The sequence below is a fragment of the Alistipes sp. i18-0019-D1 genome (genome assembly GCF_042852885.1).
Classification (GTDB): Bacteria; Bacteroidota; Bacteroidia; order Bacteroidales; family Rikenellaceae; genus Alistipes.
This window is the reverse complement of the sequence record NZ_AP031424.1, coordinates 2,458,648-2,473,808: the sequence shown is the minus strand read 5'-3', so window position 1 is coordinate 2,473,808 and position 15,161 is coordinate 2,458,648. Positions and strand designations below refer to the sequence as shown.

The 15,161-nt window shown below is 57.1% G+C and carries 17 protein-coding genes; 11 read left to right on the top strand and 6 right to left on the bottom strand.

Going from position 1 to position 15,161, the window contains the following annotated elements; translation table 11 throughout:
• Positions 1-88 precede the first annotated feature (88 nt).
• Positions 89-1,348 (bottom strand): ATP-dependent Clp protease proteolytic subunit, encoded by a 1,260-nt coding sequence (locus ACGHP5_RS10460; protein ID WP_390566597.1) that lies wholly within the window; start codon positions 1,346-1,348, stop codon positions 89-91.
• 421 nt (positions 1,349-1,769) lie between these two features.
• On the opposite strand from ACGHP5_RS10460, the gene ACGHP5_RS10455 reads away from it, so the two are divergent.
• From ACGHP5_RS10455 to ACGHP5_RS10445, 3 genes are all read left to right on the top strand, one after another.
• Positions 1,770-2,084, top strand: a complete 315-nt coding sequence (locus tag ACGHP5_RS10455) for a helix-turn-helix domain-containing protein (RefSeq protein ID WP_390566595.1) — start codon at positions 1,770-1,772, stop codon at positions 2,082-2,084.
• Positions 2,085-2,204: 120 nt separating this feature from the next.
• Positions 2,205-3,401, top strand: coding sequence for an ATP-binding protein (locus ACGHP5_RS10450; protein WP_390566593.1), 1,197 nt, complete (start codon positions 2,205-2,207; stop codon positions 3,399-3,401).
• 14 nt (positions 3,402-3,415) lie between these two features.
• Positions 3,416-4,177: a metallophosphoesterase gene (locus ACGHP5_RS10445; RefSeq protein WP_390566591.1), complete on the top strand. Its 762-nt coding sequence runs from the start codon at positions 3,416-3,418 to the stop codon at positions 4,175-4,177.
• Between the two features lie 61 nt (positions 4,178-4,238).
• On the opposite strand, the gene ACGHP5_RS10440 is transcribed toward ACGHP5_RS10445, so the two are convergent.
• From ACGHP5_RS10440 to ACGHP5_RS10425, 4 genes are read right to left on the bottom strand one after another with little or no spacing between them, the layout of a single operon-like run.
• Positions 4,239-4,958 (bottom strand): hypothetical protein, encoded by a 720-nt coding sequence (locus ACGHP5_RS10440; RefSeq protein ID WP_390566590.1) that lies wholly within the window; start codon positions 4,956-4,958, stop codon positions 4,239-4,241.
• Positions 4,955-5,542: a hypothetical protein gene (locus tag ACGHP5_RS10435; RefSeq protein WP_390566588.1), complete on the bottom strand. Its 588-nt coding sequence runs from the start codon at positions 5,540-5,542 to the stop codon at positions 4,955-4,957. The genes ACGHP5_RS10440 and ACGHP5_RS10435 overlap by 4 nt, the downstream gene beginning before the upstream one ends.
• On the bottom strand, positions 5,539-6,357 hold the full coding sequence (locus tag ACGHP5_RS10430; RefSeq protein WP_390566586.1) for a hypothetical protein: 819 nt from the start codon (positions 6,355-6,357) through the stop codon (positions 5,539-5,541). The genes ACGHP5_RS10435 and ACGHP5_RS10430 overlap by 4 nt, the downstream gene beginning before the upstream one ends.
• Positions 6,354-7,694 (bottom strand): DUF935 family protein, encoded by a 1,341-nt coding sequence (locus ACGHP5_RS10425; protein ID WP_390566584.1) that lies wholly within the window; start codon positions 7,692-7,694, stop codon positions 6,354-6,356. The genes ACGHP5_RS10430 and ACGHP5_RS10425 overlap by 4 nt, the downstream gene beginning before the upstream one ends.
• 277 nt (positions 7,695-7,971) lie before the next feature.
• Here ACGHP5_RS10425 and ACGHP5_RS10420 point away from each other — a divergent pair, with 277 nt between their 5' ends.
• The 5 genes from ACGHP5_RS10420 to ACGHP5_RS10400 are packed head-to-tail and all read left to right on the top strand — an operon-like array spanning position 7,972 to position 10,691.
• Positions 7,972-8,331: a hypothetical protein gene (locus tag ACGHP5_RS10420; RefSeq protein WP_390566582.1), complete on the top strand. Its 360-nt coding sequence runs from the start codon at positions 7,972-7,974 to the stop codon at positions 8,329-8,331.
• Positions 8,324-9,508, top strand: coding sequence for a KilA-N domain-containing protein (locus ACGHP5_RS10415; protein WP_390566580.1), 1,185 nt, complete (start codon positions 8,324-8,326; stop codon positions 9,506-9,508). The genes ACGHP5_RS10420 and ACGHP5_RS10415 overlap by 8 nt, the downstream gene beginning before the upstream one ends.
• Before the next feature lie 20 nt (positions 9,509-9,528).
• A complete protein-coding gene (locus ACGHP5_RS10410) occupies positions 9,529-10,005 on the top strand; it encodes a hypothetical protein (RefSeq protein WP_390566578.1) in 477 nt (158 codons plus the stop codon).
• A 52-nt stretch (positions 10,006-10,057) separates the two neighbouring features.
• A complete protein-coding gene (locus ACGHP5_RS10405) occupies positions 10,058-10,273 on the top strand; it encodes a hypothetical protein (RefSeq protein ID WP_390566576.1) in 216 nt (71 codons plus the stop codon).
• The gene (locus ACGHP5_RS10400; RefSeq protein WP_390566575.1) at positions 10,251-10,691 is read left to right on the top strand and encodes a hypothetical protein; all 441 of its coding nucleotides are present in this window, start codon (positions 10,251-10,253) and stop codon (positions 10,689-10,691) included. Before ACGHP5_RS10405 ends, ACGHP5_RS10400 begins: the two co-directional genes overlap by 23 nt.
• A 780-nt stretch (positions 10,692-11,471) precedes the next feature.
• Here the strand turns inward: ACGHP5_RS10400 and ACGHP5_RS10395 are convergent.
• Positions 11,472-12,392, bottom strand: coding sequence for a hypothetical protein (locus tag ACGHP5_RS10395; protein WP_390566573.1), 921 nt, complete (start codon positions 12,390-12,392; stop codon positions 11,472-11,474).
• Between the two features lie 1,246 nt (positions 12,393-13,638).
• On the opposite strand from ACGHP5_RS10395, the gene ACGHP5_RS10390 reads away from it, so the two are divergent.
• The 3 genes from ACGHP5_RS10390 to ACGHP5_RS10380 all read left to right on the top strand — a co-directional run bounded on the left by ACGHP5_RS10390 (position 13,639) and on the right by ACGHP5_RS10380 (position 15,160).
• Positions 13,639-14,241, top strand: coding sequence for a hypothetical protein (locus ACGHP5_RS10390; protein WP_390566571.1), 603 nt, complete (start codon positions 13,639-13,641; stop codon positions 14,239-14,241).
• A gap of 194 nt (positions 14,242-14,435) precedes the next feature.
• Positions 14,436-14,888: a hypothetical protein gene (locus ACGHP5_RS10385; RefSeq protein WP_390566569.1), complete on the top strand. Its 453-nt coding sequence runs from the start codon at positions 14,436-14,438 to the stop codon at positions 14,886-14,888.
• Positions 14,889-14,977: 89 nt separating this feature from the next.
• Positions 14,978-15,160 carry a hypothetical protein gene (locus tag ACGHP5_RS10380; RefSeq protein ID WP_390566567.1) on the top strand — a complete coding sequence of 61 codons (183 nt, stop codon included), beginning with the start codon at positions 14,978-14,980 and terminating at the stop codon, positions 15,158-15,160.
• Position 15,161 lies beyond the last annotated feature (1 nt).

Here is a 15,161-nt window from a genome sequence, read left to right as displayed (position 1 = left end):
GCTTGATCTGTCACAACCGTAATAGCCACTTACGCCTGCATCGCGGGACGGGCCCGCATCAAATTGATAGAGGGGTGTGCCGGGGCCGCTATCCGAGCGTGCGGAAGGCGAAGTCCTTGCCCACGACGGCCGAGACCTTCTCGGCCATCTTCTCCTCGGCACTCTTGGCCGCGGCGGCGGCCGCCTGAACACCTGCCGGGTCGGAGGCGATCTGACGGGAGATCTGCTCCACGGCGGGAATGCTCTCCAGGGTGCTCTCCACCAGGTCGGGGTTCTCCTGGGCAAGCTGTCGCCACTTGGGAAGATCGTCGGCAGGGAGCTTGTCGGCCGCCTTTGCAAGCATCGCCTCGATACGTTCGGACTTCTGCTGCGCCTCCCGGTCCTGGTAGACCTTGAGCGAGGCCGTGAGGTCCGTGACACTGGCCTGCAGGTTCTGGATCGTGGCCTCCTTGCCGGCCAGAACGGTCGTAGCATCGTTGAGTGCTTTCTCCTGTTCGCGCAGGCGGACTTCCGCAGCAAGCAGCTCCGAGAGGCGGGCCATGACGTCCTTGGGCTGGAAGCCCTCCTTGAGCCCCAAGGTGGCGGCTACGGCCGAATAGTCTGCCGAAGGTTTCGTTTCGTTACTCATGGGTTGTTCGGTTATGATTTGACTAAGGTTAGAATGACTCCCCGGAGAATGTTTGAAAGCCGTATCCGCCGCAGCAGCCTCGGCGCTGACGCGGCACATCATCTCCCGGATGTCGGCCGCATCTTCCAGCGCCGAAAGCTCGGAGAGCACCCGCTCGCGCAACTGTGCCGAGGTCTGAAGAATATTCTCCTGCGGGATGATCCCCGCGGCAACGGCCGCTTCGGCGTCGAAGTAGGTGCCCTCGCGCCCCGCCTTGCCGTCCATAATGGAGGCGACGTGCTCCTCCTGAAGCCCGAAGCGCTTGCGGTAGACGGTCCTGATCTGGCGCGTGAAGGCCGCGACCATATCGGCGGCCGTATCGTTGCCTGCCGTAGGAAGAAAGGGATTGTGGATCATCAGAATCGCGTAGTCGCGCATCAGCGAACGCGCACCCGCGGCCCAGAGTACCGAACCCATCGAGGCGGCCATGCCTTCGTTGACGCACTCGGTGGGAACGCGCGAATTCCGGATCGTGGCGTAGACGCTCATGCCGTGCAGCACCGAACCGCCCTCGGAATTGATCAGAATGCGGATCAGCGACGGGGAGCAGCTCTCCGCATAGTCGAACTCTTCGTTGAAACGCGCGGCGGAGGCTTCGGTGATCTTGCCGTAGAAACGGAGCGAGGCGGGCTCCCCGGCCTGCACCGCGCCCACGATATGCTTGAAAGGAGTCGTTGTCATAGGGGTTTTCCCAAGGATAGGGTCCCCGAAAAGGAAGGGTTTACCGGAGCTTCAGAGGCCCAGTTGTAAGCTATATCTTACAAAAAGAGGCTGTTTTTGCAAAGTGTACATGACATACCCGACATGCCGGCCCGCAGATTGCATTCTTGAAAGTGCAATTCATGCCTGTTTTTGTATTCTTGAAAATACAATCCGGGGAGTTGCGGGCGATATTTCCGATATTTTGGGATTACGATCCCTTAAAAATGCCATAATTGTGGATTACGAACCGAAAACATCGGGTATCTGGCTGCAATAGGAACGGCGACCGCGAAATACGAACAGCGGCCACGGAGCAAAAAACTTACAGAATATCTACTTTTTTGTGCCTGTTCGGTACAAAAGATGCAATATTTTGTATGTTTGCCAAAAACCATACTGCATGAAAGAGGACATCTACGCATCGAGTAATTACGAACTTGCCACGGCACTGGGGGCCCGCCTGCGCGACTACCGCAAACGGTCGGGGTTTACCCGCAAGGCGCTGGCCGAACGCTCCGGGGTCAGCGAGTTTACGATCGGCGCTTTCGAGCGGGGCGAGAATCCGGGGCTGTCGCTGCAGAGCCTCCTGGCCCTTATGCGCGCACTCGAAGTGCTGGAGCAGACGGAGGCGTTGCTGCCGGCGCTTCCCGTAAGCCCGCAGGAGATTTTCGAGCGCGAGCAAAGCAAGCGCAAGAAACGCAAACAGCAGCAATAAAGATCACCTCTTTGCAGGGCCGAATCCTACAATAGTCATTTTGTATTTTCTGAGATACAAAATTAAATGATTTTTGTATTTTGAAAAATACACTTATCTTTGCACAAAAGATATATTGCCATGGAACAACTTCTTTCTATTTTTCATCATCTGATTTCGCGTACGGATCTGCATTTCGTACGTTATCTGTATGCCAAGATCGACTGGAACAACCGCCTGATCGGCATCGTCGGGTCCCGCGGTGCAGGCAAGACCACGATGCTGCTGCAACATATCCGGCAACATTACGACATCGCCTCCGGCAAGGCGCTATACGCTTCGCTGGACAACTTGTGGTTCAGCACCCACTCGCTGTTAGAGCTGGCCGACGAATTCTATAAAAGCGGAGGGCAGACTCTGTTCCTCGACGAGGTACATAAATATCCCGGGTGGGCCCGTGAGATCAAAAACATCTACGACTCCTATCCGGAGCTGAAGGTCGTCTTTACCGGCTCATCCATGCTGGATATATACCGCAGCGGCGCCGACCTGAGCCGCCGGGCGATAAAATACACGCTCTACGGCATGTCGCTACGCGAATTCCTGCAGTATGAGCACGGCATCGACATAAAGGCCATAACGCTGGAAGAGCTGCTAAGGGAGCATATCGCCCTGGCGTCGGAGATCAGCCGGAAGATCCGGCCGATAGCCGTATTCCGGGAGTATCTCAGGTATGGTTACTTCCCCTATTACCGGGAGGATAAAGAGGGATATTTCGCCCGCCTGTCCGAAACGCTCAATACGGTTTTGGAAGTAGACCTGCCCGCCACCATGGACATAGAGTTCCCGACGATCGCCAAAATTAAAAAGCTGTTCTCTGTGATTGCCGACAGCGTGCCCTTTACGCCCAACATATCGCAGTTAGCCGCCCAGGTCGGTGCGACGCGGCCCAGCCTGTTGAATTATCTGGAAGCCCTGGGCAAGGCGCAGGCTATTCTGATGGTCGATAAAGAGGCTCAGGGCACCAAACGGCTCGTCAAGCCGGAGAAGATCTATCTGGGCAACCCGAATTACGCCTATGCTGTCGCCGATCGCAAGGCCGACGTGGGCAACTTGCGCGAAACCTTCTTCCACTCGATGATGCAAGTGACTTCCCGCGTCAGCTATTCCGACAAGACGGATTTTATGATCGACGGCAAATACAGCTTCGAGGTCGGCGGCCAAAACAAGACCGACCGGCAAATCCAAGGGATTGCGGATGCCTATATTGCCGCCGACGACATCGAAATAGGTTTCGGCAACAAGATCCCGCTCTGGATGTTCGGGTTGTTGTATTAAATCCGGTTCGACGTATGCTCCGCATCCAATACGCCAGCGACCTGCATCTGGAGATGTCAGACAACTCCCGCTACCTGAAGGAACACCCCCTGCAGGTTGCGGGCGATGTGCTCGTACTGGCCGGCGATGTGGCCTACCTGGGTGAGGACTACACGAAACATCCCTTCTGGGACTGGGCGGCGGATAACTACCGTCAGGTGGCGGTACTGCCGGGCAACCACGAGTTCTACGGCGGCTTCGACCTGGATACGATGCACGACGGCTGGCGGCTCACGATCCGGCCGAACGTCGTCTGCCACTACAACGCATCCGTCGTGATAGACGACACGGAGCTGATCCTCACGCCCCTGTGGTCCGCCATCGGGATCATCGAGGCCATGCAGGTTCAGATGGGCGTGAACGACTTTAGGCAGATCCGCTGCGGCGACAAACCGCTGGATTGGGTGCGCTTCAACGAGGAGCATTACCGCTGCTTCCACTTCCTGCACGAGCGTATCCTGAGCAGCCGGGCGGCGCATATCGTCGTCGTCACGCACCACCTGCCCAGCTTCCGGCTCCTGGCCCCGGAGTTCAAGTGCAGCCCCCTGAACGGGGCCTTCGTCACGGATTTGGACGGATTCATCGAGGCCGGCCCTGCGGAATACTGGATCTACGGACACTCGCACCGCAGCATCGACTGCCGCATCGGCCGCACGCAGTGCCTCTCCAACCAGTTGGGATACGTCCGGGCCGGCGAGCACGAGGGATTCGACCCCTCGAAGTCGATAACGCTCTGATCGAACCATCGGAAACGGACGAACGGCAACCCGCAAAGGTTGCCGTTCGTGCTTGTGTGTCCTATTCATCCGCCGGAGGCGCTCCGGATGGCGCCGTAACGGTGATCGCCTCGCGGTCCGTGGGGCTGCGGTGGTCGCCGTGCCCCTGGGCATCATGTTCGGGAGCGTCGCTATGGTCCGTGAAGGGTGGCATCACCAGATAGCGCGGCACCCAGTCGCGGTACTTCCAGGCCGAAGTCTCGCGGAACCACACCTCGTAGTCCACCCAGTATGCCTGAAGCATATTGCTTGAAGTCGGCATGTCGAAATAGAGCAGGTTGCACCGCTCGTTGAGCGCAGGCTCGTAGTTTTTGGCGTCCTGGATCGCCCTGTTGACGCGCTGGAACACCTGAAAGGGGTCGCACTCCCGCTCCCGGTCGGAGTTGTTGAGCGTATGGAGAATAAAGCGGATGCGCAGCGTGGCGCGCCCCTCGCCGATGCGCTGCTGCTGCACCAGGTAGCGGACGTTGGTGTAGTGTACGAAGACGGCCGGAAAGGCCACCTCGGCCTCCAGGTTCTCCTCCAGGACGATGCGCGTGAACTGCCCGTTGTCGATGGCGATGGTCTTGAAAAAGGGCGGGCTCAGCGGGTCGTCCTCCCGTCCGCGGATCGTGAGCAGCGCCCGCCGTACCGCAAGGTACATCTCCGTCAGGGCGTTCGCCTCCACCCGCTCGGGCTGCGTCTCGGCGGGCTGCGTCCCGGGCGCGTCATGCCGCGGGACTAAGGGCTTCTGCTTGATCATCGCGTCGGGGCGTTGGGAATGCCCGGAAGGCCGTTGAAGATGTAGGGATAGTGGCGTGCGATCTCGGCGTCGAGCTTCGAATTCGTACCCATGAACTGACGGCGCACGGCGCGGCTCTTGCGGTACTGGTTGCTCCAGTAGGTGCCGCCGGGTGCGTTATGCACGGCGGCGTAGGTCGTGGGGCCCGAGCGGCGTACGCCTCGCAGGCCCTGGCAGGGCCTGCTCTCGGGCGCTGCCGTGATCGTGTAGGTCTGCGAGCGCCGGAATGCCGCCTTGCGGCCCGGGGCAGGTTTGACCGTTCGGTTGTCGCTGTAAAGGCTTCCGTCGATGCTCTGCTCCAGCGTTCCTGCATGCCGCAGGACGGGGTGCGTGAGGCGCCGCCCCCAGCGCGAGGTGCGAGCCGGCCACGGCTGCCCGGAACCATAAAAGCCTCCTTGGCGGAAGGACTGCCTGAAGCGGTCCTGCGAGAAGCGCCCCGCCAGGTGCGTGAAGTCGAAGACCTGGCGCTCGAAGTGGCTTACCGTAGCGGCCGCCGGCCCCAGACGGAGCCACTGCTTGTAGAATTGATCGGGAGTGAGGTTCATGGCAAGTGAAATTTTTGTTTGACGGTATCGACATAGCGCTGCAACGCCGGCGGCAGCGGATGCCGGAAGTAAGGGTGCGCGGCGGAGAAGATCCTCCCGCCGCGGCAGAGGCTCTCCCCGAAGACGGGATCGATCTCGGTGGCGGACGACGGCATGGCCCCGGCGACCGCCGCGGCCCCCGTAGGCGTGAGGTAGCAGCGGCAGCCGTACTCGATGGGCGGGATCAGCTCGGCGGGAAACTCATGTTTCGGATAGCTCACCCCTTCGAGCGCCGCATGCCCCGGGCGCACCCGCTCGTCGCCCTGTGTGGTGAAGGTCAGCATGAGCTCCGGGGAGAGCGTGATCCACCAGGCGGCCATCGACGCGGCGAACTGCACGTCGAGGTTTTCCTGCACGGCCCGACGGCCGTTGTAGCGGTCGAAGATTCCGTCGCACAGTTCGTACTCCTCCTCGTGCAGCTCTTCGGGCAGCTCGCGGCACATCGACCACTCCTCGGCTGCGGCGAAGTCGATCATATTCTCCAGCCCGGCCACCAGAATATCGCGCCGCTCACGCTCCTGCTGCGAGGGGAAGTCGTCCCGGCGTGCGAGGATCTCCAGCGCCCGCTCCAGGTCGAGGTCCAGTCCCGAGAGCACCCGCTCGACGAGCGAGCCGGCACGCAGCGCGACGAGCTCCTCCAGGGCCGAGGGCCGCTCGGCGCTGTCGGCCCAGTGCTCCACAAGGCGCCTGAAGGCGGCGTACAGCACGGCATATTCGGCCTCGTCCCGCCCGGCGTCCGGCACGGGAGGCTTCGGGAGCGCAGCGGCGGCCGTCACTGCGCTCCCCGGATAAAATTTGCCGCCGACGAGACCCCGCGCGAGCGGCCGTAGCGTTTGTAATACTCCTCGTCGGACATGATATGCCGGTCGCGGGTGCTCCGCCGGGGACCGTCGCACGCACCGCCCCCGGCGAAGGGGCCGGCCGCCGCGAAGGTGTTGAGCTGGCGGCCGACGTGGATGCCGAACTCCTTCTCCACCTCATCGGGCGAGATCTCGTACTTGTCGGTCAGAAGGCCGTAGAGCTTGATGCGGTCCTCGTTGTTCATCTCGATGCGGTTGCTGTATTTGAACTCCAGCCCCGCTTCGATATAGCCCATCCCCACCAGGCACGGCAGTACCTCCTCGTTCATCACGTTCTCGATGAAGCGCCGGTAGACCTCGATCCGCTCGCGGAAGATGTCCTGGTGGGCCTTCGTCGAGCCCACGTAGGACTGCGTGGCCCCGGCCATGGACTCCGAGCCGAGGATCATGTTCGAGACCTCCCGGTTCACGAACTCGATAAGGCCCGTATAGATCTTCTCGGAGTTACTCATCGTGAAGGTCTTGATGTCGATCTCATCGTCGAGGCCCGTCACGATGACCTTGTTCTGCGCGGCGTTTACGATCTCCGAGGCCAGGCGCTTGCGGTCGGCATTGCTCTCCGAGACGGTCTTGCCGTGGATGATCGGCTGCCCGTAGGTACTCGAAAAATTCACGTAGTTGGCTACGGTGAACTTCTTGGCCAGAATCAGGGGCGTGGTGGCCGAGAAGAGCCCCAGGTCGCCCGTATTGACCAGGATGTAGTTGCGGCGGTAGGCCTTGTCCCGAAGGTCCCAGCCCGGCGACCACATGCCCTGGCGCCTGACCACGCGGCACTGGTCGGGAAGCACGTTGCGCCGCTCGACGATATTCACCTCACGAAGGCGCCCCGTGCGCGGATCCGTGCCGGGCATGATCTCCAGCAGCGTGTAGCCGTAGAGCTTCGCCTCGACGATGCCCCTGATGATCTTGTCGAACTGCGAGCCCTGCACCTTGCGCGTCTGCTCCACGTCCTTGATATACTTGCCCTTCTCGTTCTGGCGGGCCAGCATGTAGCGGTCCCCGAGGATCTGGCTCACGAGCGTCTCCAGCACGGCCCGGATATGGGCGTCCTGCTGCAGGCACGCTTCGTAGAGGTCGATCAACGGCCCCCGGTCGTCCAGCACCACACCGCCCGCGGCATTCGAGCGCACCGAACGGTAGCGGTTGTTGCGGTCTATCTCCCGGACATACTCCTGGATGACCTTCTTGCTGGTACGGAATATCGACTCGAGCAGTTGGTGGGAGAAGGCGCCGTCGAAATTTTTTTCAGCCATTTTTTCGCTTTCCCAAAGGGTAGGAAAACAGCGCCGAAATGGATTACGGCCCAAGATGCTGTGTGGATGGACGAATTTTCGGCAATCGCAGTTTCCCAAGCCCGAAAACAGATTGCGAAAGTTGATAGACGAATAACGAAGCGTGAAAATATATTTTATTTGTAAACAATTTAATGTTAGTGTATTGCAGGCATAAAGTATCTGCAAAAAAACAGTTGAATTTATTTTTTAGCCAAAACTAAAAACATATATTTGCGCAAAAATCTACAGCGCACAAATGAGTGGAAGCAGCATATTTCAGGAAGCTAAAATGGTGCTCGTGTTCAACAAGGAACGCGTGCTGATCACCATGCACAAATCGCTGAATATCGCCTCTCAGACCATGGATATACCCGCCCAGTCGATCTCCCTTTGCTGCCTGGGGTACCATATCTCCTGCTATGGCTACTACTTCCGGCATTACAACACGGACAAGGTCGAGATCGTGCCGCATCAGGACTTCGGACACCTGCGCATCGAAGAATACGACCGCATGTGCGACGAGGTGCGCCGCTACCACGATTCCAAGGAGATGTCCCGACGCAAGCTCAGCGCAGACAAACGCAAAAAACTCAAAAACAAGGATAAAGATGAATGACATCCAAGAGATTCCCTTTTTGCAGAGCACACTCAAGCTCACGCGGTCTGCCCAGGGACAGGTCGACAGAGTGTGCATCAACGACCTCTGCGGGCTGATGCGCCGCAGTCTTTTGGTCAGGGACGGCACGGCGCAACGGCGCTGCCCCTCGCTCTCCATACTGGACCCGGCACGTCCCAAGGAGCTGTATGCCGACTTCCGCGAGGCCGTAGAATTCATCAAGTGGATGAGCGCGGGAAGCAAACTGCTGCGCACCCGCAGCCGCGAGGTCCTGGAGACGCTCCAACGCATCCGCAATGCGGGCCCGGCGGCGAACCCGTCCCCCTTCCGGGAGGCGCCCGCACCCGAGCCCCTCGAACTCGAATATGCCGGCAACCGCTTCTCGGTACGTATGCAGGACGGACGCTACATGGTCAACGCCACCGAGATGGCGCGGCCCTTCGACAAGCGGCCTGCGGTATGGCTCAAACTGGTTGAAACGGCCCAGTTGCGCGAGACGCTCGTCGCGGACGGCATCTCGCAGGACCTGGCACGCCAGGTGATGACCACACGCGGGGCACAAGGGGCCACATGGCTCGAAATACACCTTTGGACACAGTTCGCGCAGTGGCTCTCCCCGGCTTTCGCCGCATGGTGCAGCAAAAAGCTCGTACACCTGCTCCGCGACGGACACGTCGAGCTGCACGAGGCCCCCACGCCGCAGAAGACGCCCGCCCCGGACCCCGCCGAGGAGTTCTGCACGGAGCACGAGCCGCTCCCCGCACCCGCATCCTACCAGGAGGCGCTCTCGGTGATCGAAGACCAGCACGACGCAATATGCCGCCAGAAGGAGTTCATACGCCGTAACCGCCACAAGCTCCAGCACTACAAGCTGACCGTCGAGGACCGCGACTGGTTCTCCTCGACGATGATCGCCTGCGAGCTGGGCGTAAGCGCCATGCGTCTGAACATATTCCTGCTCGAAGAGGGCTTGCAGGAGCGGGTGCTGGGCAAATGGAGCGTCACGGCCGCATACCGCCACCTGCGCGGGGTGCATTTCTACGAGTGGTTCAACCGGAAAACCAACTACCTGAACCGCTATAAGATCGAAGCCTGGACCAAGGAGGGCCGCAAGTTCATCATCGACCTGTGGCGCCAACGCAACAGCTACCTCTTCGGCGGGCAGATACACGGATAACAACGACAAAAAAACGAGATATGGACCTGAAAGACAAACTGGAAGAGATCCTGGGGCGCATGACCCGGGACACCGAAGTCTCCCACACCCCCGAATTGTGCCGCCAGGTACCGTGCCTGGGCACCCCTGACGATATGGCCCGCCTGATCCGGACCGGATACGGCGATATGTTGTGCCGCAGCCTGGTCGTCGGCATCGAGCGCGGCACGAAGGCCTCCGCGCAGCACCACCTGCCGATCGTGCAGCTCCGCCACAACGACGGGGGCTGCGTAATGTTCCAGCGCGGCGAGTGCCTGCTGCGTCACGCCGGACTCACACCCATACAGGGACGCATCCACAACGCCGCCGGGGAGATCCTCGACCGGGACATGAAGCACCTGGTCATCCTGAGGATCGTCTCCGCCTGGGCCGACCCGCAAAACATGGAGACCGCCCTGTTCTGCCTGGAGAGCCTGCGCGAAGACCGGAAGAAACCGATGCAAAACCATACGAGTTAATACGACTCTATACTTCTTGGACTGTATTAAGTTCACTTAAAATCATTTGCGTATGGAACTAAAAGAGAAAATGACCTTCACGGAGATGGCCCGCCACATGGAGGAGAACACCTACCGCGCGGTAAGCCGCGTAAGCGTCGGGCGCTATGCCCGCGAGCTGGGATACCGAACCTACAAGCCCATGATCGACGGGAGGCTGTGTTTCTTCTACGTCAACGACACGATCACCACGAAAGAAAAGGGAGATGGAGACAAAGAGGAAATATAGCGGCATGTACCGCCGCACGCCCAGCGGAATGTCCTTCCCGGGGTTTTCCTACCTGCTCTCCCCGGATCAGGAGCGGTTCATCAAACACATGCGCGAGTTCGAGCACATGCGATCCTACGGGTGGAACGTGAACTTCACGCGCGGCGAGTATATGCGTCGGATGGGGTTGCGCGAGTACACCTTCGATAGGTGCGCCCGCTCGCTCTGCGACCTGGGGCTGATCCAACGTACCGAGGACAGCAACCGGAACCGGGTGCATTACCGGCTCGTAGAGCCGGTATTCGACAAGCTGGTGCGGATCGTAAGCATGACACGAAACAGCGACAAACTCATCGACTTCTTCAATTTTTACTGCCGCAAGCTGGGGAAAAGCATTCCCGAGCTGACCGACGAGGAGATAAGTTCCCTCAGACGCTGAGACGGCCGCGGGGAACGGGAGACCGGCCGCAAACAAGAAGGGAACATCGGGGAGCTGCACAGCCTGCAGCTCCCCATTTTTTTGGACTGGAGCGAGGGCCGTGCTCCGGAACGAACCGATCGGAACCGGAAGAAGAACGAAAGAGACCTGAAAGGGTCGGTAGAGAATCCAGAAGAACCCTACAGTTCCAAAAGAGAGCGGAAGAGGATCTTTCGTGTTCCTGAAAAGGACGAAAAAAGAAACGAAGAGATCTGAGTAGAAGACCGTAAGAGTTCCGAAAGAAGATGCAGGGCATGGAAAACCCCGGAAGTTACTCCGTTTTTCTTTATATTCTTATATATTCTATATATAATCTATTGATATATAATTATTTATATATATTATATATTTACTATTATATAGCTATATAATAATAGTTATATAGTCTGGAAAAAGTTTGAAAGAAGGATAATCTCGAGAGATACTTTTTCTGTCTTGCCAGAAAAAGTATCCAAAAAGAGGCGTATGTGTGGAAAAAACCTGACGGTTTTTTCCCGTATTGTTTTTTCTTTGAATAGGAAATGGATAAGGATTGTAAAGATCTTACGAAAGCCTTGGAAAAGCCTTGGAACGGTCATGAACCGTTACAAGGGGGTAACGGGGGAAGAGACCGGAGGAGGCGCGTCGATTTTCGGACGATTTCAGGCCCTTTCGGACAAATGGACGAAGCGGAGGCCGAAAAGCGGGAGAGAATCCGGCAGAAGAAAGGAAAAGACCCCTGGCGGGATTTTTGCAGCCCGGTCAGCAGTTGTCGTCCGCGAGCATCTCTTCCTTGCAGAGGTCGAGCATCCGGTTGCGGACCCTTTCGGCCACCTCCCGCTGCAGGAAGTAATTGCCCCGGCGGAAATGGAGCCGGTCACTCTGCGAATCCTTCTCGATGGATTGCTTGATGGCAAGGTAACTGTTGATCCAGAAATACTTCTTTCCCACCTTGGCGCGGGCCCGGTTCTTCTCGATACGGCGGCGCTTGGCATTCCAGATATAACCCTCTTCGCCCAGCGCATCCTGCACCGCGGCACGATGCTCGTCGTAGGCATCGAAAAAACTGAAGCCGTTCGCATTGCCCAGATTCAGGTTGTGCTCATAGCGGATCTTGCCGTCACCCATCTTCACGCAGAACATCTCCAGAGTATTGTCCGGAAGCACCTCGCGGAAAACACCCACGCCGACCTGCCGCCCGATGACCATCAGGCGCACGAAACGGGGAAGCGTCGGAATCGTACGCCCCTCGATACGGCCCGTCATGGGATTCCAAGCATAGCCGTGACTCGAGAGCGACTCCTGCAAAGCCACCATATCGCCCTCCGAAGGCGCGATCCAGTCCGAGTCCGTGAAACGGCGCTCCTCGAAGGCCAACTCTCCTCCAGGCGTGAGCGTAGCCCCTACGATGAACGAATCCCACCGCTCCTGAGTCACCAGGCAGATGCAATGACGCTTCGTGCAGCGGATCACATCGCCAACCGTCGGGCGAGAGGCATTGTACCACGACTCCAGCTGCTCGTAAGTGATCGTATCCAGCCGCTCCGCATCAGCGCCTCTGGGGACAACCGAAAGTTTGATCTTACGTTTGTTGAAGAATACCCGGATCATGCACTCGTCCTTCTCCGAAGCCGGCCGCACAGTCGATAAAAAGCGTTTGATATGCTCCTTTGTCTTTTTCATCTATCATCCCCGAAGCTCTGAATGAGTCGGACGAACGCAAATATAACTGATTTATCGAAGTTTTAGCCCGAGTTTTAAGTTTTTCTTACCCTCGGGAAAAACACATTTCGGAAAACGACAAAAAACCTCCCCGATACGGACAACTGTTTTTCGGGCGAAATATTATCAACATCGCCACCTCCGCGGCCACCCCTTCAGAACCCACTTCGAAGCACTGAAAAACAGACAGATACAGACACCGAACGCGCGACTTAAACCCTTCTGTCACTATCAACATTGCGACCCCGGGAACAGGGCCGAGAATCGAAATGCGTGCTTCCGAAAAAACACGGAGAGTGCAAAACCTAAAGAGTCGAGAAAAAAAGGAACTCAGTTCGAGGTCCACTGCCGGAAAAATCAAGACACCAGTAAAGTGAAACTTGAGAACTCGGGCCGAGGAAACACGTTGAATACGCACCCCGAGGCACACCCTCCCCCGTCTTTTTATTTTTATTAATGCACTAAATATCAGTCATTTATAAACTTTCACTTTGTAGAAAAGTGAAAGTTTTGCTCCTTGTACGGTCGTTTGCCTGCCAATTTGAAAGCCATTTTCGGAAAACAATGCCTTTTCTTGTCTGGTATGATGATAGACGAATCTCTGTATGTATATGATTGTCAATATATTACAGATGTGTATATTGATAGTTGCAAATTGAAATGCGTTAAGAATCCAATAAAACCGAAAAACAAGGATATATAAAAAATTTTTCACTTTTTTATTTTTCATTGATATTCAGTCATTTACAAGCCTCTCCCTCACGCGCGAGTGCGTCCTCACTTAAAAAGCACCGGCACAAAGGAAAATTTTCAAAAAGATTTGGAATTTCAAAAAATCCGTTTTAGCATATCACCGAACGCAACAAACAAACCAAACACAAAAACACGTTCACAAAAACCGTTTCGCAAAATCAGTTATTCAAAACTAAAAACGGTTTGCAAAAAATCGCTCTTTGAAAAATAGTTGCTTAGTCGCGGGTAATTCCGCGAACGCACACCGAACGTTATGCGGGTTATACTCGCATTAGGGTAGCGTCTGACGCACCCCGTCCGCGTCCCTGCGTTGCAATGTTTGACAAAATACAGGTTAGCGGGGATTTGTTTTCCCGCTAACCGCAAAAAAACGTGTAACACCGTCAAGGGGACAACTATGCCCTATGGCGAACGATATGCAAAACAAATGTTTAACAATTAAAACTTTACGAAAATGAAACAGTTAGCTATCAACGTGGCAAAAAACACCGCAATCGAAAATCTGGCCTGCTCGCCGAATACGATTGTATTGCTGAAACAGACCACCAGCACCAACGCCACAACGGGCGAGGTAACGACCACGACCCGATTTATCGAGGTGTGCCCGATTGAAAAAACCGAGCCTATCCACGTCATTCAAAATCTGTTAAAATACGTCGTTGCGGAGTTTTTCGTCTGCAAGGAACTCGAAACGGATTTTGCAGACACCAAAATCACGCAGCGTAAACTCTTTAATCAATTCCTTACGGGGGATAAGATTTACCGCACCGATTCAGCGGGTAAAATTGCGGGATTCGTTGAATCGGAAGTGCCTTTGAACCGCACCGCGCTCCGCGTTCAAAAAACGCACTCCGTCGTACTCTGCAAGCCCGAAAACCGCAAAGCGGCGATCTACCAGCACGCAAAGGCGGTCATGGCGCAATGCAAGTATTTCAGCCTTATCCGCAAAAAGGCCGAAGCGATCGACAAGGACGCCGAAAAGACCGCCCCCGCACGACCCGCACCCGCACGCCGCACCCAAGCGGGCGCAACGGCTCCGGCAACCGCCGCCGCATAACGGCCCGACATATCCCGACAATGCAGACCGCGCCCCTTTCCGGGTGCGGTCTGTTTTATGCCCTTACTCGCACCTGCACGCGCACAAGGTAAAACGCCCGTGCAAAAAGATTTTTCCCGCCGAAAATACGGGAGAATTACGCCCGGACGAAAAACCGTATCCGGGCCGATTTTTCACCTCCAACACCACAGACCATGACACCGCACAAAATCATCGGCAACTATTGCCAGCTCTACGGGATCGCCATGCCCGAGATCGACTACTCCCAAACGCGCTATTTCGTCGCCATCTCCCCGGCCCGCGCCGAGGTCATGTACCTGCGCGAACCGTCCCGACTGCTGGGCCGCGTCGTAGGCCAGGCAATGAAACGGGGCACGGTTCTTTTCGTGCAGAACGGCTGGGTAAAGCTCCTCACATGGGAGAATTGGAAAAAACTCTGGGAGCGGCTCTTCGTACCCAGAAAGCGCGACACGCGCCCGGAGCCGAACACCGCACGCCCGTACCGCTCGGAAATCTTCGAGCAGATGCAGGCCATGCCCAGATACCACAAACCGTCAAAGCGGGGATTCGAGCGCACATTCATCGCCAACCAATCCATGAACGCCCTGACGCGCACCGCCACCGGGCTGCGTGCGGAGTATCTGTAAGCCGCAACCCGTAACCCCCATAGCCATACACGGCGCATCGGAGTATCTCCGGTGCGCTTTTTTATGAACCATAACAAACCACATCGACCATGATCCGTACCGACACCACCGCAGTATCCCTGTTCGCCGGCATCCCCGCCGCCAAGATCGCCCAGTACAACCGAGAGTTCTACATGGCCTATCCCCACATGGCGCCCCGCCGACGGCCCCGCATCCGCCGCCCGCTCCGCAGCGAGTTCGTATTCTCGACACGCAACACCATAAACGAATAGC